The sequence below is a fragment of the Simiduia aestuariiviva genome, assembly GCF_014192475.1.
In the GTDB taxonomy this organism is placed as follows: domain Bacteria; phylum Pseudomonadota; class Gammaproteobacteria; order Pseudomonadales; family Cellvibrionaceae; genus Simiduia; species Simiduia aestuariiviva.
In genome coordinates this window covers 64,159-83,031 of record NZ_JACHXZ010000003.1, presented here as the reverse complement: position 1 = coordinate 83,031, position 18,873 = coordinate 64,159, and the positions used below count along the sequence as shown (strand labels likewise).

Genomic DNA, 18,873 nt, shown 5'->3' with positions numbered 1-18,873 from the left:
CATGGTTTAACCCGAAGAGATTTGCATGATAAAACCAATAACAACTTGGCGTACTTTGGTCATTGTGCCACTGACCGTCGCCGCGAGCGGCTGTAGCTGGATGGGCAATGACTTCCGCGATCGCAGCAACGATTACCTACACGCAGAGCCCACCCAGGCCATCGTGGTGCCTGAGCAGTTCAAGGTTACCTCCCTCGACCAGCTATACGTAGTGCCCGAGGTGAAGTCTGATGACTTCGATGTCGCGGAAGAGTTCGAAACGCCGCGCCCACAACCCTTGGCCTCCAATAATTTTTCTGAGAGCGTCAAAATTCAAAAGCTCGGTGAGCGCCGTTGGATTTTGGTGAACTCGCCGCCCAGCGAAGTGTGGCCGCGCACGCGCAATTTTCTGGCCACCAATCGCATTCAGCTAGTGGCGGCCGATGCGGTTGCAGGCACTATCGATACCGCGTGGTTGCAGTTTAAAGACTCGCCAGACTCGCGCGATCGCTACCGCATTTTTGTGGAGCAGGGTGTTCAACCGGATTCCACTGAACTGCACGTGCGTCATCAGTCTGCCGCGCCCGGTGAAGCGGTAGCGCTCGATGGACCTTGGCCGGCGCAGTCGGTGAACCCGGAGCGCGAAGCGTGGATGATCGACGAACTGGCTGCCACTCTGGCCAGTGAAGCCAGCAATGGCGCCACGTCACTCTTGGCTCAAAATATTGGCGGCAACGCAAAAATCTCTGTGACTTCCATCGATGGCGAGCCGGTTTTACGCATGGCTCTGACCTACGATCGCGCGCGCGCCACTATCGCGCACGCGCTGCGCCAAGAGGGTTACACCACCTTCGCCACCGATCAGGATTTAGGCATTTTCTATGTGGGTTGGGCCGAGCCGGTCGACCCAGAGGAAGAGGGTTGGTTCTCGTCGCTGTTTAGCAGTGCCCCCGAGGCGCAAAGCACGCCCTACAGTTTGACCCAGGTGCTTACGCATTTGCAGTTGGAAGACAGCCCCAGCAACCGCGTTATTTTCGAGCGTATTGATCTGGCAAACCAAGGCAAGGCATTGAAAGAGGTGCCGGGCTATTTGGTGGTGGTGCGTGGCACCGATGAGCGCGTGGATATTCGCATTCGCGATGCCTACGGAAAACGCTTGAAGAACCGCGATGCCAAAGAGAAGCTGAATATCATTCGCCGGAACCTCATCTAATGCGCTTTGCCTCACTGGGCAGCGGCAGTAAGGGTAACGGCACCCTGATAGAAGCTGACGGCGAAACCCTGTTAATCGACTGCGGTTTCTCTGTAAAAGATACGGTGGCGCGCCTGGCGCGCCTCGGTAAAACCCCCGATCAGTTGTCCGCGGTATTGGTGACGCACGAACACGGCGACCACCTACGGGGCGTGCCCGCACTCGCGCGCAAATACAACCTGCCCGTGTACATCACGCCCGGTACCTTCAAGGCCAAGGCTTTGGGCAATTTGCCCGATGTGCGGTTTATAGAGGGTTATCAGGCCTTCGAGTTGGGCCCGTTCAGTGTGCAACCCGTGGCCGTCCCCCACGATGCCCGCGAGCCGGCGCAGTTTGTGGTGACCGCCAACCAGAAAACACTGGGTGTGCTCACCGATCTGGGCATGATCACGGCCCACGTGCAAGACAGCTATCAAGACTGTGATGCCTTGGTTCTCGAAGCCAACCACGACCCGGTGATGCTTGCCTACGGCAGCTACCCGCAGTCACTCAAGCAGCGCGTCGGTGGTCCCTGGGGGCACTTAAGCAATCAACAAAGCGCGGGTTTTCTCGAGCATTTCGATGTGGCAAGGCTTCAGCAGTTGGTAATCGCTCACATAAGTCAGCAAAACAATAGCCTGGAAGCCGCTGAATTGGTGCTTGGCCCCGTGTCGGCCGGCGCGGGTCAGGTGCACTACGCCTGCCAAGATCAGGGCTTTGACTGGCTCGAGATCCACTGAGCCGCGCCAACGCAGCGCGCCCTCGCCACTCCGTCATTCCAGTTCCTGCCCCTTCATTGCTTCGACTATTCTCAGTCATTGATTTATTTAACCAATGAATACTTGAAATATTTAAAGTTTCAAACAAGTGTTTTATTTGGCAGAATGGCAGCTCAATTTTTCCTGTGGGAGCACAACAATGAGTCAGCGTGAAGTGGTGGTATTAAGCGGTGTGCGTACACCGATCGGAACCTTCGGCGGCAGTTTGAAAGATATCGCGCCCACAGAGTTGGCGGGGCAGGTGGTGGCTGAGGCGGTAAAGCGCGCGGGCATCGCCCCTGAGGCCATTGGCCACTGTGTGATTGGCAACGTCACCCATTCAGACCGCAAAGACATGTACATGAGCCGCGTGGCCGGCATCAAAGGTGGCCTGCCGGAAACCACACCCGCCGTCACCGTCAATCGCCTGTGCGGTTCGGGCCTGCAGGCCTTGGTGTCGGCATCGCAATTGATTTTGCTGGGCGACTGCGATGCCGCGGTTACCGGTGGTGCCGAATCCATGAGTCGCGTGCCTTACTGGCTGCCGCAGGCGCGCTTTGGTGCGCGCATGGGTGACGGCGCCATGGTAGACGCGATGACCGGCGCGCTCACTTGCCCCATCAACGATGTGCACATGGGCATAACCGCCGAAAACGTGGCAGAAAAGTGGGGTATCTCGCGCGAAGATCAAGATGCACTGGCGGTAGAGAGCCATCAACGCGCCGCTCGCGCCACCGACGAGGGCCGCTTTAAAGATCAAATCTTGCCCATCGAGCTAAAAACCCGCAAAGGCACCACCATCTTTGCCCACGATGAACACGTGCGCGCAGATGCCACCCTGGAAGGTATGGCCAAGTTGCGCCCGGTGTTCAAAAAAGACGGCACCGTCACCGCCGGCAATGCCTCGGGACTGAACGATGCCGCCGCCGCCATGGTGTTGATGGAGCGCGCCGAGGCCGAGAAACAGGGTTTAACACCCATGGCCCGTTTAGTGGGTTACAGCTTTGCCGGCGTCGAGCCAAAATACATGGGCATCGGCCCTGTGCCCGCAGTGAAAAAATTGTTGGATAAGCACAAGCTCACTGTGGCCGACATCGACGTTTGGGAAGTGAATGAAGCCTTTGCCGCACAAGCCATCGCCGTGGCCCGCGATCTAGACATTCCCGCAGAAAAACTGAACCCCAACGGCTCCGGTATCTCGCTGGGTCATCCCATTGGCGCCACCGGTGCAGTCATCACCGTGAAAGCCTTGTACGAGTTGCAGCGCACCCAATCGCGCTACGCCGTTGTGACCATGTGCATTGGCGGCGGGCAGGGCATTGCCGCCCTGTTTGAGCGGATGTAATAGGTATTTGGGGGTAAACAGAAAGCCAGCGAAAGCTGGCTTTTTTTTTGCGGGGGCGTGACGCTTGAGGTGTTGTGTCAATAAGATAGGGTAAACCCCTGGGCGAAATATCGACTGGAAGACATAGGTCGAACTTCCGGATATTAAGCGTTGATGGATAAATAATTGGTGCGCGGGATAGGCCGGCAGTTAGAGGGGATCTTTAGGGTTCTTTCCCGCTGTGCCATTACAATTTTCTATGGCGCGATCATACCTAGCAATGATTTCTGCAGCATTTTCTGTTTGATAGCTCGCATACACCACCAGCGGAACGGATGCGATGACGTCTTTACGCATTTTTTCAAGAATGTCAGCTGGTAGACTAACGGCGACTTCAGCGGGGATTAGGGCGGCATCTACGCGATCATAGTTGAGCAATCTCAGCGCTTGGTTATAGTCATTGACTTGTACATAGATGGCGCCCAATTTTTTGATTTCTGCTATGCCTAATGAGCCCCTGACCGTGGCGACCTTTTGAATTTTTTGATATTCGGGGTCGCGGTCTTGCTTGGTGAGCAGCCATGCTTCTAGCTGAATTAGCGGTTTAGACGCGAGGGCGATTTTATCGCGTTCAGGCGACTTGGCGAGTGCATAGGATACATCCAGCCCGCCTTTTTCCAGCATCATTAATTGCCTTGCTATGGGCAGTTCTATGACGCGGTCACTGTCGGTGCTGACCTGATCGTGGAAGCACCGAATGATGGGGGCATATTTACCAACGAAGTCACCGTTTTTGTAGCCAATGGCTTCCGGTTGAGTGCCGGCAAGGCCGATGGTGAGCGCATGGCTGGAGAGTGCAAGGCTCGCGGTCACGATAAAAACAAGGGTGTTTGGCCTCATGCGTTCTGCCTGCTAGCCGAAAATGGGGGTAGGACATTTATCAGTCTAGGTTAGGACGCATGATGGGGCAATTGAGCGTTGCTGGGAGCAAATGATAGAGACAGTGTGGCTTGCAACCATATCATTGGCCGCTCCCAGCGAGTTCAAAACAGGTGTTGGCCAAAATTGCAGGCGTTAATAGGCACCTTCACTGTAGATCAATTCATAGCTGTGGCTGTAGATTTCCAGAATGTTGCCGAAGGGATCTTCCATATAAATCATGCAGTAGGGCTTTTTGCCCGGGTAATAGTAGCGCGGTTTGGGCATGCGCTTTTTACCGCCGGCGGCCATAATTCGGTCGGCCAGTGCCTCTACATTTGGGTCTTGCACGCAAAAGTGAAAGACGCCGGTTTTCCAGTATTCAAAGTTGTTGGCTGGATTTTCCTGATTTTTAAACTGGAACAGTTCGACGCCTATTCGATCCCCAGTAGATAGATGGGCAATTCGAAAGCTGCCCCAGCCGGCGCCAAATACATCGGTGCACATCTCGCCAATAGGGCTGTCATCTTCTAGCACCTCAGTGGGCGCCTTGATTTGGTACCAGCCGAGCACTTGGGTGTAGAAGCTCACCGCCCGCTCTAGATCGGGGACAGAAATGCCAATGTGCGAAAAATTTCTTGGGTAGACGTTATTCATGGTGACTCCTGCAAATGGATAGTGGCTGCAAGCTTACTGCGGGTTTATAATTATAAAAAATTATCATTTATCATGATGATGAGAATAAAGCGTGATGGTTTTGGGCGATCTAGCTTGGGTAGTTCAATGTAGACGGCTCAATGTAGGCAATTTAGGGGGTGATATTGAGTGGTAAATACGGCTTGGTTACAGAGCTTTTGCGCTTTGGTAGATGTAGGACATTTCACGCGCACGGCAGAGCGTCTCCACATGACGCAGTCTGGTGTGAGTCAACATGTAAGCAAGCTGGAGGCGCACTTTGGGGTGGCTTTGCTGAACCGTCAGGGCAAAAAGTTCACGCTTACCGACGCCGGTGAGCGACTCTACGAACAGGCGCAGGCCATCCTGTTGTCCTTATCGAGTCTGGAAGCGCGGGTGGGTGAAGACCCTGCCTTTGAAGGTGAAGTGAGCATCATGTCGCCAGGTAGCGTGGGTCTAAAATTGTACCCGCAATTGCTGGGCTTTCAGCAGGTACATCCGGCACTTGCCATCGACTATCGTTTCTCACCCAACGCCAGTGTTGAGTGCGCGTTAGTCGATCACCGGGTAGACATAGGGCTGATGACCTGTGAGGCCAATGAAGCTGGCATTAACTGCCAATCTTTAGCGGAGGAAGCGTTAATGCTCGTGACACCCAAGGCAGTGGTTGATCCCAGTTGGGAGCAGTTGTTGGCGTTGGGATTTATCGATCACCCCGATGGAGCCCATCACGCGCGCCTGCTATTAACGCCAAACTACCCGCCGTTCCAGCACTGCAATCAATTTGAACGCAAAGGGTTTTCGAATCAAATTGGTTTAATTTTAGAGCCTGTTGCTATGGGTTTAGGATTCACCGTATTGCCTGCACACGCCGTGGCAGCCTTTCAAAAGCAGGAGCTTCTGTGCGCGCACCGTCTTGCCCAGCCGGTCTCAGAGACCATTTATTTGTGCTGGAATCAGCAAAAACCCATGACAAACCGAATGAAATCGGTCATTGCTGAGCTGAAGCGCGGTTTGCAATCTAATGGCACGTCAAAGGATTTTGCTTAGCGCCACGTAAACGGCGGAGGTGTCATGGCCGTTTTGAAGGCTAGCGTTTACACTGGCGGACCGGGTCGCCTTTGCGATCTTTCTTCGATTTGAGTCTACGTATGTCGCAAAAATTAACAGTGCTCAGTTCCAGTACGCTGTTGCTCTATTTGGCTGAACACTTGCCCGATTGGTCGCGCAATACCCTCAAGCAGCGTTTAAAGGCGGGTTGTATTTGCGTGAATGGGCAGGTGGTGAAGCGTCACGATTTTGCTATAGATGCAGACGATCGCGTGGAAATTCACGCAGCACCGGTCACCCAAGCCGTGCAGCAGCAACGCCAGCGTGCCGAGGGGTTGGAGATTCTATTTGCCGACGCCGAGCTGATCGCCATTAACAAGCCCGCTGGCTTGTTGTCCGTTGCCAGCGCCGATGAAAACACCCACCACGCCTTGGCGTTGCTGCGCCAGCAGCTGCGCAGGCAGCAACGCGAACTCAATTTGTGGCCGGTGCATCGACTAGACCGCGACACCTCAGGGGTATTGTTGTTCGCCACCAGCAAGGCAGCACGCGAGGCGGTCATGGCGCAGTGGCAGCACACGGAAAAAAGCTACCTTGCGTTGGTGCAGGGGCGGCCACAACCACCGGCGGGCACTATTGATCAGCCTCTGCGTCAAGATGACACGAAATACCAAATGCATGTGGGCCCACATCCGCAGGCTAAATCTGCCTTGACCCATTACGAGACAGTGCGAGCCGTGGGTTCTCAAACACTGTTAAAGGTGCGCATTGAAACCGGCCGCCAGCACCAGATTCGCGCTCATCTCGCGTGGCTAGGGCACCCAGTGGTGGGCGACGAGCGCTACGGTCACGGCGGCAAAAATTTGTATTTACATGCCGAGCGATTGATCTTGCGTCACCCGGTGACTGGCACAAAACTGCAAATCGTGGCGCCGCCGTCGCGCGTGTTTTTGCAATTGGAAAAATAGTGGTTGAGTAATTGTTACGTTTTGCGTGAGGAGTTTCGGGTGTGAGGGCAAAAAGTTTCAATAGGCCGAATCGCCGTCTTGGCTCTTTTCGGCATAACGGCCTTGGCTTGGATAAGGGGTTAGATGGTTGGTGGGGTGTGTTATCCGGGATGGGCAGTGACATCGGGCAGGCCGAATCGCCGTCCTGCCTCCTTTCGGCATACCGGCCTTGGCTTGGATAAGGGGTTAGATGGTTGGTGGGGTGTGTTATCCGGGATGGGCAGTGACATCGGGCAGGCCGAATCGCCGTCCTAGCTCCTTTCGGCATACCGGCCTTGGCTTGGAAAAGGGGTTAGATGGTTGGTGGGGTGTAATGCTCGGGATGAGCAGTGACATCGGGCAGGCCGAATCGCCGTCCTGGCTCCTTTCGGCATACCGGCCATCCTTGGCCATAAAAAAGGCAGCCATACGGCTGCCAATGTGCGGAACTGAATTAACGATTACAGATTAAAAACAAAGTAAGGGTGGCGGTTGCCCGCCGGTCAGAATTCCATTTCAGGTACGACTTCAGGGACCACCAACTCACCTGCAGTGAGTTTGATGATCTCATCGACGCTCACTCCCGGAGCGCGTTCTTTTAGCCAGAACTTATTGTCGGCAATTTCGATGTACGCCAAGTCGGTGACTACTTTTTTGATGCAGCCGGCGCCGGTCAAAGGCAGGGTGCACTGCTTCAGCAGTTTTGACTCGCCGTGCTTGCTGGCGTGGGTCATGGTGACGATGATGTTGTCGGCACCGGCCACTAAATCCATGGCGCCGCCCATACCTTTGATTAACTTACCCGGAATCATCCAGCTGGCGATGTTGCCCTGTACGTCCACTTCAAATGCACCCAGCACGGTGAGGTCTACGTGGCCGCCGCGAATCATGGCGAAGGATTCCGCGCTGTTAAAAATGGAGGCGCCTTTGATGGTGGTGACGGTTTGTTTGCCGGCATTGATCAGGTCGGCATCAATTTCGTCTTCGGTGGGGAAGGGGCCCATGCCGAGCAAGCCGTTTTCCGATTGCAGCATCACTTCCATGCCCTTGGGCACATAGTTGGCCACCAGTGTGGGAATGCCGATGCCCAAATTGACGTAGTAGCCGTCTTGGAGTTCGCGCGCGACGCGCTGCGCCAGTTGTTCACGTGTTAAAGCCATGATGGTTCTCCTTATGCGCTGCGGACGGTGCGTTGTTCGATGCGTTTTTCAAAGGTGCCTTTGATAACGCGATCGACATAAATGCCGGGGGTGTGAATCTGTGCTGGGTCTAATTCGCCGGGTTCGACGATTTCTTCCACTTCAACCACGGTAATTTTGCCGGCGGTGGCCGCCATGGGATTGAAGTTTTGCGCCGTGTGACGGAACACCAAATTGCCGTAGCGATCGGCCTTCCAGGCTTTGACGATGGCGAAGTCACCGGTGATGGATTCTTCCAAAATGTAATTGCGGCCGTTGAACTCGCGCACCTCTTTGCCCTCACCCACGGGGGTGCCGTAGCCGGTGGCAGTGTAGAACGCGGGAATGCCCGCGCCGCCGGCGCGCATTTTTTCTGCCAGCGTGCCTTGGGGCGTCAATTCAACTTCCAGCTCGCCCGCTAGCAACTGCTTTTCAAACAGGGCATTTTCGCCCACGTAAGACGACACCATTTTTTTGATCTGTCGATCTTCCAGTAGGATGCCTAACCCGAAGCCGTCGACACCGCAGTTGTTCGACACAATGGTCAGGCCTTTTACGCCGGACTTCTTGATTTGTGCGATGAGGTTTTCGGGAATGCCACACAGGCCAAATCCGCCGGCGATGATGGTCATGTTGTCGGTGAGCCCGGCCATGGCCTCGTCGTAAGACTGCACCACCTTGTTAAATCCGCTCATGTAAAACTCCTGTGTTATAGGGCTTGTGGAGTGAGTGTAGACCGCACTTGCAGGCATTCGTGACCTGATGGTCTGTTGATGTGAGCTAGGATGCAGGGTTAAGATATATTTATCCAGTTTAAAATATTTACGAATTATTAAATTTAATAAATGAGTGCTGTGGGCCATTGCTGGCCAGATGGCTCGGGGGCCAGACGTGAATGTGTCTTTAAAACAATGGCGGGCATTTTTGGCGGTGGCGCAAACCCAAAGCTTTGCCGAGGCGTCGGCACTGGTACACATGAGCCAACCAGCGTTGAGCATCGCCATGAAGAACCTTGAGGCCGAGCTGGGTGGTCAGCTGTTTGCACGCTCCACCCGCGCGGTGGCGCTGACGCCAGAGGGCGCCGAGCTATTGCCGCAGGTGCAACGGTTGCTGGCGGATTGGGATAACGTTATGGCCGAGGCGCACCAGCGCTTTTCACTCAAGCGCGGGCGCCTGGCCATCGCCGCCATGCCATCCTTTGCCAGCACGGCATTGCCACAGGTGCTGCGCGCGTTTCGCTCGCGCTTTGCAGAAATCTCGATCACGGTGCAGGAAGTGATTGCCGAGCAATTGCTCGAACAGGTACAAGAGGGGCGCATTGAATTGGGCATCTCTTTCGATCCCGGCAATCAGCCGGATGTGGCTTTTACGCCCTTGTTTAGCGATCATTTTGTGGCGATTATGCCGCCCGGTCACCCGCTCGCGAATACCAGCGCACTGCCCTGGCAGGCCTTGTGCGACTATCCCTACGTCGCTCTGCAAAGGCCGTCGAGCCTAAGGGCATTGATTGATCGCCACCTTCAAGCGCAGGACTTGAGGTTGAATGTGGTGCTAGAGGCCAATCAATTGGCGACGGTGGGCCGCATGGTGGCGACGGATTTAGGCGTGAGCGCCGTGCCTAAATTGTGCGAGCCGCAAATGCGCGAGCTGGGCTTGGTGTGTTTGCCCTTGGTTGAGCCCGATATTGAGCGGCAGGTGGGCGTGCTCACACACCGCAGGCGGCCCTTGTCGCAAGCGGCTAGCGCTATGATCGATGAACTTAAGCGCCATTATCAGCAATAAAAATTCACAGCGAGAGGTGTTATGTCTGCCAATGTTTTTGATGTGTTTTATCCGCAATTGGCCGTCGGCAAGCGTCACCAGCCACTGCTGACGCTTGCCGACGGCCAACAGTGGTCGCGCCAACAGGTCTTGGAGGCCAGTGGACGCTTGGCGAATTTTTTTGTGGCGCAGGGGTTAGTACCGGGCGATCGCGTCACCGTGCAGATCGATAAGGGGCCGCTGGGGTTGTGTTTGTATTTGGCCTGTCTGCGCGCGGGTTTGGTGTACCACCCATTGAATACAGGCTACCAGCCAGCGGAGCTGGCGTACTTTTTGGAAAACGCCGAGCCCTCGGCGGTGATTTGTTCGTCGGCCTATGAGGCGCCATTAACAGCCTTGTGCGACCGCTTGGGTATCGAGCGCCGCTGGACGCTCAATGGCGACGATACGGGTACTTTGGTTGATGCCAGTGGTGCCATGGCTGTCCAGTTTGAGACCGTTGCGCGCGGCCCAGATGACCTGGCGGCACTGTTATATTCGTCGGGGACCACGGGTCGCCCGAAGGGCATTATGTTGTCGCACGCCAACATGGCGGCCAGTGCGCGCGCGCTGCACGAGGCGTGGGCCTTTTCTGAATCGGATCGCCTGTTGCACATGCTGCCGGTGTTTCATGTGCACGGGCTATTTGTGGCCATTCACTGCGTGCTCATGAGCGGCGCGCAGATGGTGTATCTGCCTAAGTTTGACGCTCAGCAGGCGCTGCGCTGGCTACCGGAGTGCACGGTGATGATGGGCGTGCCCACCTTTTATACGCGCCTGCTCGATGCGCGCATTGGCCGCGAGCATTGCCCTAACGTGCGCGTGTTTATCTCGGGTTCGGCGCCATTGCTGGCCGAGACGTTCCGCGATTTCGAAGCCGCCACCGGGCATCGAATTCTGGAGCGCTACGGAATGACAGAAACCAATATGAACACCTCCAATCCCCTGCACGGCGAGCGGCGCGCAGGCACCGTGGGGCAGGCGTTGCCGGGCGTAGGCCTGCAGGTGGTGGACGACGCAGGGCAGCCGCTGCCACCCGGCGAGGTGGGCAGTATTCAGGTCAAAGGCGCGAACGTATTTCAGGGCTATTGGCGCATGCCCGAAAAGACGGCCGAAGATATTGGCGCAGACGGTTTCTTTAATACGGGAGACAAGGGCGCGCTGTCGGCAGATGGCTATCTGAGCATTATTGGGCGCGCAAAAGACCTGATAATTACCGGCGGTCTCAATGTCTATCCCAAAGAGGTGGAGTTGCTCATCGATGAGCAACCGGGAGTCCTGGAGAGTGCCGTCATTGGCGTACCCCACCCTGATTTTGGCGAAGCGGTGGTGGCCGTGGTGGTGGGCGATGCCCAATGGCCCGACGTGCAGGCCGCCGTGGCACAGGGTTTGGCCAAGTTTAAACAACCCAAGCAGTATATTGCCGTGAAGGAATTGCCCCGCAATACCATGGGGAAAGTGCAAAAGGCCGCATTGCGGGCACAGTATCAGGGCTTATTCCAATCATAATGTTTGAAATGGCCTAATCTATAATTCTGTAATTAATGATTTTATTGAACGTTTGCCTTTGGCAGTCTCACGGGTTACGTGGGTCTACATGGATTAACCGAGGAAATCGCCATGCTTAAACTGAAAAACCCGTCGCTGTTGCGCGGCCAGTCTTACATCAACGGCCAGTGGGTCGACAGTGACAGTGGCGAAACTGTACCCGTATTGAACCCCGCCAATGGCGAAACGGTGTTTGAGATCGCGAGCTGCGGCGTAGAGGAAACCCGCCGCGCTATCGATGCAGCCGAAGCCGCCATGCCCGCGTGGGCAGCTAAAAGTGCCAAGGAGCGCGCCAGTATTTTGCGCACCTGGTACAACTTGATTTTGGAAAACCTCGACGATTTGGCGTTGATTCTCACCGCTGAGCAGGGCAAGCCGCTGGCAGAGTCGCGCGGTGAGATTGTCTATGGCGCCAATTATATCGAGTGGTTTGCCGAAGAGGGTAAGCGCATCTACGGCGACATTATTCCCGCCCCAGCAGGCGATAAGCGCATTGTGGTAATTAAGCAGCCCGTGGGTGTGGTGGCCTCCATCACCCCGTGGAATTTCCCCAACGCCATGATTACCCGAAAAGCGGCCCCGGCACTGGCTGCAGGTTGCGCCTTTGTGGGCAAGCCCGCCACTGAGACGCCTTTGTCGGCATTGGCTTTGGCGGTACTGGCGGAAGCGGCAGGTATCCCCGCCGGTATTTTCAATATGGTGTGTGGCAAGAGCTCGCGCGCCATTGGCGGTGAAATGACCAGCAACCCGAAAGTGCGCAAGGTGACCTTTACCGGCTCTACGCCTGTGGGCAAAGTATTGATGGCCCAATGTGCAGAAACCGTTAAGAAAACCTCCATGGAATTGGGCGGTAATGCGCCGTTCATCGTGTTCGACGATGCCGATTTGGATTCAGCCGTGAAAGGTGCCGTGGCCTCCAAGTACCGCAACGCGGGTCAAACCTGCGTGTGTTCCAATCGCCTATTGGTGCAAGAGAGCATTTACGATGCCTTCACCGAGAAATTGGCCGCCGCCGTTAAAGAATTGAAGATGGGTGATGGCCAGCAAGAGGGCATTAATCTAGGGCCAATGATCAACAACAAGGCCGCCAACGATGTCAACGAGATGGTACAAGACGCCGTCGCCAAGGGCGCGACTATTGCGCTCGGTGGCAATGTATCCGACATGGGCGCCTGCTTTTTTGAACCCACCATTTTGACTAATGTGTCGCAGGACATGCGCGTGTTTAGCGAAGAAATTTTTGGCCCGGTCGCGCCCATTTTTAAATTTAAAGATGAGGCCGAAGCCATCAAAATGGCCAATGACACGGAATTTGGTTTAGCGGCCTATTTCTATTCGCGCGATATCGGTCGCATCTGGCGCGTCGGTGAAGCGTTGGAGTACGGCATCGTGGGGATTAACGAAGGCATTATTTCCAACGAAATGGCGCCCTTTGGCGGCGTTAAAGAATCCGGTTCTGGGCGCGAAGGATCCAAGTACGGTATGGACGACTACCTGGAAATAAAATACATGTGTATTGGTGGTATCGATAAATAATTAGCGATTGTTGTTAAAACGGCTCCCTCGGGAGCCGTTTTGCTAATTGGCCCGTGAAAAAGTTGGTCTAGACTGTTGGCTAAACATGTTTTAGGAATTGTTTATGACCGGCCCCACCGACTATCAAGAATTACAGTGCGCCCAATGTATTAATGGTCAAGCCTTGGGCTTTGATTTCTCAATGGCCTTTCAGCCCATCGTTGATATTCAGAAACGCGAGGTCTTTGCCTATGAGGCGCTCGCCCGTGGTTTGGCGGGAGAATCGGCGGCCAGTGTGTTTGAGCATGTAAATGCCGACAACCTGTATCGGTTTGACCAAGCCTGCCGCGTCAAGGCCATTCGGCTAGCTGCGAGTCTGGAGGTCAAGACCAAAATTAGCATCAACTTTATGCCTAATGCCGTGTATCGACCGGAGTTGTGCATACGCACCACGCTCGCCGCGGCCAAAGAATTTGGGTTTCCGTTAACCCAGATTATCTTTGAGTTTACCGAAGGCGAAGAGGTGCAGGATTGCGAACACTTGCGATCCATTGTCCAGCACTACCAGGCTACGGGCTTCCAAACAGCCATTGATGATTTCGGCGCAGGGTATGCGGGGCTGAATTTTTTAGCGGATATGCAAACGAACATTATCAAGTTGGATATGGGGTTAATTCGCAATATTCATCTGGACAAAAAGCGCCAGAGCATTGTTCGCGCCGTCATCTCGATTTGTAAAGAATTTGATATAGCTGTTATTGCCGAAGGCGTGGAGATTCACGAGGAATATCTATTTTTAGCCCAGGCCGGTGTCAATCTGTTCCAAGGCTATTATTTTGCGCGCCCGAGCTTTGAGTCGCTGCCCGAGGTGCAGTGGCCCCATTGAATCATCAGGCTTTATGATCCAACTACTCAACTCTGTCGTAGCACGCCTAAACAACCTATCTTTGGGGGCGGCACATGGGGCAGATAATCCGATTGGTATACGCGAGCAAGGTTAATTTTCCCGAAAATACCGGTGCAGGCGTCGAATTGCAGGTGGGGCGCATATTGCGCGAATCTCGCCGCCGCAACGATGCGGACGGTATTGGTGGTGTGTTGTATTGTGGCAATGGCTACTTTTTTCAATGCCTCGAAGGACCATCTGAGGCGGTCGCCAACACCTACAGCCGCATTCAATCCGATCGACGCCACAGTGATGTCAAACTGTTGCTCCATGAACCAGTGGAAACCCTGTTGTTTAAAAACTGGTCTATGAAGTTTGTGTCGGCAGTTGCCGCCATCGATGCCTTTGTAAAGCAGCAGGGGATAGGTGAGTTCAATCCTTATAGATTTGATGAAAACTCAGTGAAACAGCTGTTGTCATTTTTGCAGGCCGGGCGGGACCAAAAGCTGCCCGTTCCCTCACGCTGGTGGCAGCGGCTATTTGGTTTGTCGCGGCGCGCAAATACAACCGCCTAAAATCTGAGGACGGGTCAAGCGCGAGCAGGGTTAGCCACTGCCTTAATCGTACGCTTGGTAGTGAACAGCCGCGATGTAATAGTTTTTGAAATCGTCGCCCGCTGGCGCCGAAACTTCATCGTCCACGCGTTTGCCCAGTAGGGCGCGGGCTAGTGGTGAGTCCATGCTGAGTTTGCCGGCTTTTACATCAAACTCGTCGGGCCCGACGATTTGGTAGCAGCATTCAACGCCATCGTCATCTTCGAGCGTGACAATGGCCCCAAAAAAAATCTTTTCTTGGTCATCGGGCAGTCGATCGACGACGGTCAACTCATCTAGCCGTTTGGTTAAAAAGCGCACGCGGCTGTCGATTTCTCGCAGCCGTCGTTTGCCGTAAATGTAGTCTCCATTTTCCGAGCGATCGCCATTCTTGGCTGCTTCGTGCACCACCTGGGTCACCTGCGGACGCTCAACTTTCCAGAGGTAGGTAAGTTCCTCCTTCAGCGCTTTGGCACCTGCCGGTGTAATGTATGCAGAACCTCGGCCGCGCGGTGGTCGCCAGCGTCCCATAGTTGCCTCAATTTGTTGGGGGAGAGAAAACGGGCTATTTTGCCACAGCCAGCGCGCGCGGTAACTGTGCGCGCTGGCTCAACAGTTAACAGCAGGCGCCCGCACTGCTGGCCGCGGTGTCGGTATCGTAGGGTAGGGCAGTGCCGCAGCCTTCAAAGATGCCGTAGTGGTTGTCCCAGTTGCCGATAAAGGTGAAGTGATCTTTGAATCGCGTGTCGTGCAGCATGCGCCAAGTATTGCCACAAACGGGGAAGACCTTTCCGGTTTCGATATGGTGATGCTTGTCCAGCGTAAAGCTGTGGGGTTGATGTTCGATGCTGCCCTTATAGATCACCGCCTGACCATAGTCTTCGCAAAAAGGTTCGAGTGCGTCGAGTTTAAATAATCGGTAGGTGGCGGAGAAAAAACGAATGTTGCCGCACTTGGCTTGCAGTTCGGTATTTTCAATTGTTATAGGCGCATCCTTCACGAGGCGTGGGTCCAAAAAGCCGCAGGCCTTGGCCGTGTTGTGGAAGTCGTTCCAGTAAAAAGCCCCAGACAGGCACTCGCCGAACAGTACGGGATCCTTGGCGAGCGTGGCGGGCATGCGGCGATCGGCGTAGACGTCGGAGAAGTACATCTCACCGCCCGGCTTTAGCAATCGATAGGCGTGTTTGAGTACAGCGGCTTTGTCCTCGCACAAATTGATCACGCAGTTAGAAACGATAATGTCGATGCTGTTGTCGGGAATATCCAGTCGTTCGAGGTGCTCCAGCTCGCCCTGCAAAAAGGTGACGTTGGATTGTGCATAGCCAAACTGTTGGCGATGGTAATCCAGGTGCTTGCGCGCCACCGCCAGTTGTTGCTCGGTCATATCAACCCCGATGACGGCACCCTGTTCGCCCACCAGCGCTGAAAGTGCATAGCAATCCCGACCGGCACCAGACCCTAAATCGAGGATGCGCATGCCCTGTATCTGCTCTGGCGCGATCAGGCCGCAACCGTAGTAGCGCGCGTGTACTTCATCGTGAATGGCGGCCAGAATGGGTTTTAGGTGTTCAGGCGGTGACTCGCCCGTGCAGCAGGCATTGGTTTGCAGATCGCTGGAGTGTTGCAGTGTTTCACCATAGTAGGCTTTTACGTCGTTGCGCATGGGGCGTCCTAATGTTGTCTTCTTAATTCGCTTTAGAGGGCTGTAAGACCGGTAGGTTACAGTGTTTCTGCCGGTAGCACTTTAGGATTAGGTTGTTTCGACAGGTAATACCTTTTCGGATATTTTACACATATAACCGTTTAGTCTAATAAATTCGCATCTCTATGTTGTGGATGCAGTTCACTAAGTCGTTTAATGGCTGCATGTCGCCTCGATCATCTAACTGACGGGGTGTCTTAAACGACCTAATTCAGGTGGCGTTGAGTGGTGCAGGCAGCGTGAACCTGAATTCTAACGATAATAAATGAGGTGAGTTATATGCTACTCAAACCCTTAACTGCGGCAATCTGTGTGCTTGGTTTAGTTTCTGCTGCACAAGCTGCTGAAGATCAACGATACATCGTTAAGTTTAAAGAAGGCAAAGGCAAAGCCGCACAGGTGTTGGCTGAAAAAATGGGCGGCAAAAAGAAAGTCGACATGGCCAAACACGGTGCCTTCGCCGCGTACCTGCCCGAGCAAGCCATGAAGGGCTTGAAGAGCAGTGGCTTGGTTGAATACATCGAGGAAGATGTTAAGCGCTACCCCATGGCCCAAGTGACGCCTTACGGTATCACCATGGTGCAAGCGGACATGCTGAGCGACATGAACGCCGGCAACCGCACGGTATGTATCATCGACTCTGGCTATGACATTTCTCACCCCGACTTAGCTGCCAACCTGGTTACTGGCCACAATGACCCCGCCGGTGCTGGCAACTGGTATGAAGATCAAAACCATCACGGCACCCACGTAGCGGGCACCATTGCTGCGCTCAACAACAACGAAGGTGTTGTGGGCGTCATGCCTAACGGCGCTATTAAGCTGCACATCGTAAAGGTGTTTGACGCCGCGGGCTGGGCCTACTCCTCCTCACTGATCGATGCTGTGAGCAAGTGTGAAGACGCCGGTGCCAACGTGATCAACATGAGCTTGGGCGGTTCACGCGCCTCGCGCACCGAAGAGCGTGGCTTCAACGATGCCAACGCCCGTGGCGTGTTGAGCATCGCCGCCGCCGGTAATGATGGCAATACTCGCCATTCTTACCCCGCGTCTTACAGCTCTGTGGTCTCCGTGGCCGCTATTGACGAAAATAAAGTGGTTGCCTCCTTCTCTCAGCAGACCGACCAAGTTGAAATGGCGGCCCCCGGTGTTGGCGTACTGTCTTCAGTGCCCGATCAAGCGGGTTCTGAAGCCTCAGCCGTTGTGGGTGGCACCAGCTACGCAGCTTTGGGCATGGACGGTTCGCCACAGGGTACCGCTTCCGGTTCTTTGATGGATTGCGGCATTGGTGACGCTCCCTGTGCGGGCGCCTCGGGCAAAATCTGCTTGATTCAGCGCGGCGCAATCAGCTTTGCTGAAAAGGTGCAGGCCTGTGAAGCGGGCGGCGGTGCCGGTGCCATCATTTATAACAATGAGCCGGGCGTGTTAAGCGGTACTTTAGGCACAACGGTCACATCCATTCCCTCCGTGGGCGTGTCGGACACCGACGGTGCCGTCATGAAGACCATGGTTGGCGCCACCAGTTCTGTTGCGGTGACTGCGAGTGATTACTCCAAGTACGACGGCACGTCCATGGCGACGCCACACGTAGCCGGCGTTGCGGCACTGGTGTGGAGCTACCACAGCAGCTGTACCAACGATCAGATTCGCTCGGCGCTGAATGCGACGGCGGAAGATTTGGGTGCTGCCGGTCGTGACAATGCGTACGGTTACGGTTTGATCCGCGCCAAGGCTGCTAAGGATTACCTAGATACCAATGGCTGTGCCGGTTCAGGCGGCGGTGATGGTGGCACAACCCCACCTAAGCCTTGCAAAGGTAAGAAGTGCTCTTAATTAAAGAGCGATGACCAAACGGGAGCTTCGGCTCCCGTTTTTTTTGCCCGCTGTTTCTCCTAGCGACAATCCTTTTTTCATGGCGTTGGCGTAGCGCGAGAGGTGGCTGCGCCAATTTTGGTGTGCGTTGATCAACTGCCAGTGTTAGCGAGTATCGGCTGCAGTAGGGCGTGCATTTACTAGGACCTCATTAACGCAAAATTTCCGCTAACCCTCTTGGTGAATGCTAATCATAGATTGAGTGAATAGGCCTATTGGTTTACTAAGCTGGCCCGCTTCTTGTATGTTCACTAGTTCAATTGTTGCGTCAATGCGCACATAAAAGCGAGTTAGGGTGATGTAAATGCTAAAATTTATCAAATATTGCGGATGTTTATCTCTTTTGGCAGGGTTTGCCACAACGTCATACGCGGCGGGCATGTCAGACGATGATGCGCGCGCGCTATCGGCAGATTTATTGCTGATTAAGTTTGAAGTCGGCATTGAAACCTGTGCAGATCTCGGCGCTCGGAATATGCAGGCGTTGTACGGTGCTTATCGGTCATTGCAGAATTTGCGTGCAGAGCTGGCGCCAGTGGCAGAGGGGAAAAGTATCAACCAGGCCAAGGTGAGCTATAAGCAGGGCCTGTCTGCGCTGCCGAAGCCAGATTTGACGAAAGAGGATCACATTGAAGTGTTGTGTGACCGCACGCTGGAGAAAATGGTGGGCATTTCACCCGGTTCCTTCACGCGGATGGTAAATAGTTCTGCGCGCACCTATCAACAGATGTTTGCACAGGCTAAATAAACGACGCGCACCAATATCGGGCGCAACAGCAATGTTGTGGCAATGTTGCGCGATGTTGGTGCGGACCTAATTAACGTCGGCGCTGTGCAAGCGCCTCTTCAAGCGCCTCT

18 protein-coding genes are annotated in these 18,873 nt (G+C 54.5%); 12 read left to right on the top strand and 6 right to left on the bottom strand.

The window, feature by feature from the left end:
* Positions 1-25: 25 nt before the first annotated feature.
* The 3 genes from bamC (at position 26) to FHS30_RS10065 (ending at position 3,313) form a co-directional block, all read left to right on the top strand.
* On the top strand, positions 26-1,192 hold the full coding sequence (bamC, locus tag FHS30_RS10075) for an outer membrane protein assembly factor BamC (protein ID WP_183910365.1): 1,167 nt from the start codon (positions 26-28) through the stop codon (positions 1,190-1,192).
* Positions 1,192-1,950 (top strand): MBL fold metallo-hydrolase, encoded by a 759-nt coding sequence (locus tag FHS30_RS10070; protein ID WP_183910364.1) that lies wholly within the window; start codon positions 1,192-1,194, stop codon positions 1,948-1,950. The genes bamC and FHS30_RS10070 overlap by 1 nt, the downstream gene beginning before the upstream one ends.
* Positions 1,951-2,128: 178 nt before the next feature.
* Positions 2,129-3,313: an acetyl-CoA C-acyltransferase family protein gene (locus FHS30_RS10065; RefSeq protein WP_183910363.1), complete on the top strand. Its 1,185-nt coding sequence runs from the start codon at positions 2,129-2,131 to the stop codon at positions 3,311-3,313.
* A 189-nt stretch (positions 3,314-3,502) separates the two neighbouring features.
* Here the strand turns inward: FHS30_RS10065 and FHS30_RS10060 are convergent, their stop codons facing one another.
* On the bottom strand, positions 3,503-4,192 hold the full coding sequence (locus tag FHS30_RS10060) for a type 2 periplasmic-binding domain-containing protein (RefSeq protein WP_183910362.1): 690 nt from the start codon (positions 4,190-4,192) through the stop codon (positions 3,503-3,505).
* A 174-nt stretch (positions 4,193-4,366) separates the two neighbouring features.
* Positions 4,367-4,867: a lactoylglutathione lyase family protein gene (locus FHS30_RS10055; protein WP_183910361.1), complete on the bottom strand. Its 501-nt coding sequence runs from the start codon at positions 4,865-4,867 to the stop codon at positions 4,367-4,369.
* A gap of 168 nt (positions 4,868-5,035) precedes the next feature.
* On the opposite strand from FHS30_RS10055, the gene FHS30_RS10050 reads away from it, so the two are divergent.
* Positions 5,036-5,935 carry a LysR substrate-binding domain-containing protein gene (locus FHS30_RS10050; protein WP_183910360.1) on the top strand — a complete coding sequence of 300 codons (900 nt, stop codon included), beginning with the start codon at positions 5,036-5,038 and terminating at the stop codon, positions 5,933-5,935.
* 101 nt (positions 5,936-6,036) lie between these two features.
* Positions 6,037-6,903 carry an RluA family pseudouridine synthase gene (locus tag FHS30_RS10045; protein ID WP_183910359.1) on the top strand — a complete coding sequence of 289 codons (867 nt, stop codon included), beginning with the start codon at positions 6,037-6,039 and terminating at the stop codon, positions 6,901-6,903.
* 521 nt (positions 6,904-7,424) lie between these two features.
* Here the strand turns inward: FHS30_RS10045 and FHS30_RS10040 are convergent.
* Together FHS30_RS10040 and FHS30_RS10035 are read right to left on the bottom strand one after the other, a co-directional pair.
* A complete protein-coding gene (locus FHS30_RS10040; RefSeq protein WP_183910358.1) occupies positions 7,425-8,081 on the bottom strand; it encodes a CoA transferase subunit B in 657 nt (218 codons plus the stop codon).
* Positions 8,082-8,092: 11 nt separating this feature from the next.
* Complete coding sequence (locus FHS30_RS10035; protein ID WP_183910357.1) at positions 8,093-8,794, bottom strand: CoA transferase subunit A; 702 nt, start codon at positions 8,792-8,794, stop codon at positions 8,093-8,095.
* Between the two features lie 196 nt (positions 8,795-8,990).
* Here FHS30_RS10035 and FHS30_RS10030 point away from each other — a divergent pair, with 196 nt between their 5' ends.
* From FHS30_RS10030 to FHS30_RS10010, 5 genes are all read left to right on the top strand, one after another.
* Positions 8,991-9,881 carry a LysR family transcriptional regulator gene (locus FHS30_RS10030; RefSeq protein ID WP_343049032.1) on the top strand — a complete coding sequence of 297 codons (891 nt, stop codon included), beginning with the start codon at positions 8,991-8,993 and terminating at the stop codon, positions 9,879-9,881.
* A gap of 21 nt (positions 9,882-9,902) precedes the next feature.
* Complete coding sequence (locus FHS30_RS10025; RefSeq protein WP_183910356.1) at positions 9,903-11,408, top strand: AMP-binding protein; 1,506 nt, start codon at positions 9,903-9,905, stop codon at positions 11,406-11,408.
* 111 nt (positions 11,409-11,519) lie between these two features.
* Entirely contained in the window at positions 11,520-12,983 is a 1,464-nt protein-coding gene (locus tag FHS30_RS10020; protein WP_183910355.1) for an NAD-dependent succinate-semialdehyde dehydrogenase, read from the top strand.
* Between the two features lie 103 nt (positions 12,984-13,086).
* Complete coding sequence (locus FHS30_RS10015) at positions 13,087-13,848, top strand: EAL domain-containing protein (protein ID WP_183910354.1); 762 nt, start codon at positions 13,087-13,089, stop codon at positions 13,846-13,848.
* A 74-nt stretch (positions 13,849-13,922) separates the two neighbouring features.
* Positions 13,923-14,423: a BLUF domain-containing protein gene (locus tag FHS30_RS10010; protein WP_183910353.1), complete on the top strand. Its 501-nt coding sequence runs from the start codon at positions 13,923-13,925 to the stop codon at positions 14,421-14,423.
* Positions 14,424-14,465: 42 nt separating this feature from the next.
* Here the strand turns inward: FHS30_RS10010 and greB are convergent, their stop codons facing one another.
* Both greB and FHS30_RS10000 read right to left on the bottom strand, forming a co-directional pair.
* On the bottom strand, positions 14,466-14,972 hold the full coding sequence (gene greB / locus FHS30_RS10005) for a transcription elongation factor GreB (RefSeq protein ID WP_183910352.1): 507 nt from the start codon (positions 14,970-14,972) through the stop codon (positions 14,466-14,468).
* Positions 14,973-15,057: 85 nt separating this feature from the next.
* On the bottom strand, positions 15,058-16,104 hold the full coding sequence (locus tag FHS30_RS10000) for a methyltransferase domain-containing protein (protein WP_183910351.1): 1,047 nt from the start codon (positions 16,102-16,104) through the stop codon (positions 15,058-15,060).
* A 318-nt stretch (positions 16,105-16,422) separates the two neighbouring features.
* Here FHS30_RS10000 and FHS30_RS17300 point away from each other — a divergent pair, with 318 nt between their 5' ends.
* Positions 16,423-17,976 (top strand): S8 family serine peptidase, encoded by a 1,554-nt coding sequence (locus tag FHS30_RS17300; RefSeq protein WP_183910350.1) that lies wholly within the window; start codon positions 16,423-16,425, stop codon positions 17,974-17,976.
* Positions 17,977-18,394: 418 nt separating this feature from the next.
* Entirely contained in the window at positions 18,395-18,763 is a 369-nt protein-coding gene (locus FHS30_RS09990) for a hypothetical protein (RefSeq protein WP_183910349.1), read from the top strand.
* Positions 18,764-18,873 lie beyond the last annotated feature (110 nt).

Bases quoted from the DNA above. Each gene is read 5' to 3' on its own strand.
- bamC (WP_183910365.1), top strand. From the start codon at position 26: ATGATAAAACCAATAACAACTTGGCGTACTTTGGTCATTGTGCCACTG.
- FHS30_RS10070 (WP_183910364.1), top strand. From the start codon at position 1,192: ATGCGCTTTGCCTCACTGGGCAGCGGCAGTAAGGGTAACGGCACCCTG.
- FHS30_RS10065 (WP_183910363.1), top strand. From the start codon at position 2,129: ATGAGTCAGCGTGAAGTGGTGGTATTAAGCGGTGTGCGTACACCGATC.
- FHS30_RS10060 (WP_183910362.1), bottom strand. From the start codon at position 4,192: ATGAGGCCAAACACCCTTGTTTTTATCGTGACCGCGAGCCTTGCACTC.
- FHS30_RS10055 (WP_183910361.1), bottom strand. From the start codon at position 4,867: ATGAATAACGTCTACCCAAGAAATTTTTCGCACATTGGCATTTCTGTC.
- FHS30_RS10045 (WP_183910359.1), top strand. From the start codon at position 6,037: ATGTCGCAAAAATTAACAGTGCTCAGTTCCAGTACGCTGTTGCTCTAT.
- FHS30_RS10040 (WP_183910358.1), bottom strand. From the start codon at position 8,081: ATGGCTTTAACACGTGAACAACTGGCGCAGCGCGTCGCGCGCGAACTC.
- FHS30_RS10035 (WP_183910357.1), bottom strand. From the start codon at position 8,794: ATGAGCGGATTTAACAAGGTGGTGCAGTCTTACGACGAGGCCATGGCC.
- FHS30_RS10025 (WP_183910356.1), top strand. From the start codon at position 9,903: ATGTCTGCCAATGTTTTTGATGTGTTTTATCCGCAATTGGCCGTCGGC.
- FHS30_RS10020 (WP_183910355.1), top strand. From the start codon at position 11,520: ATGCTTAAACTGAAAAACCCGTCGCTGTTGCGCGGCCAGTCTTACATC.
- FHS30_RS10015 (WP_183910354.1), top strand. From the start codon at position 13,087: ATGACCGGCCCCACCGACTATCAAGAATTACAGTGCGCCCAATGTATT.
- FHS30_RS10010 (WP_183910353.1), top strand. From the start codon at position 13,923: ATGGGGCAGATAATCCGATTGGTATACGCGAGCAAGGTTAATTTTCCC.
- greB (WP_183910352.1), bottom strand. From the start codon at position 14,972: ATGGGACGCTGGCGACCACCGCGCGGCCGAGGTTCTGCATACATTACA.
- FHS30_RS10000 (WP_183910351.1), bottom strand. From the start codon at position 16,104: ATGCGCAACGACGTAAAAGCCTACTATGGTGAAACACTGCAACACTCC.
- FHS30_RS17300 (WP_183910350.1), top strand. From the start codon at position 16,423: ATGCTACTCAAACCCTTAACTGCGGCAATCTGTGTGCTTGGTTTAGTT.
- FHS30_RS09990 (WP_183910349.1), top strand. From the start codon at position 18,395: ATGTCAGACGATGATGCGCGCGCGCTATCGGCAGATTTATTGCTGATT.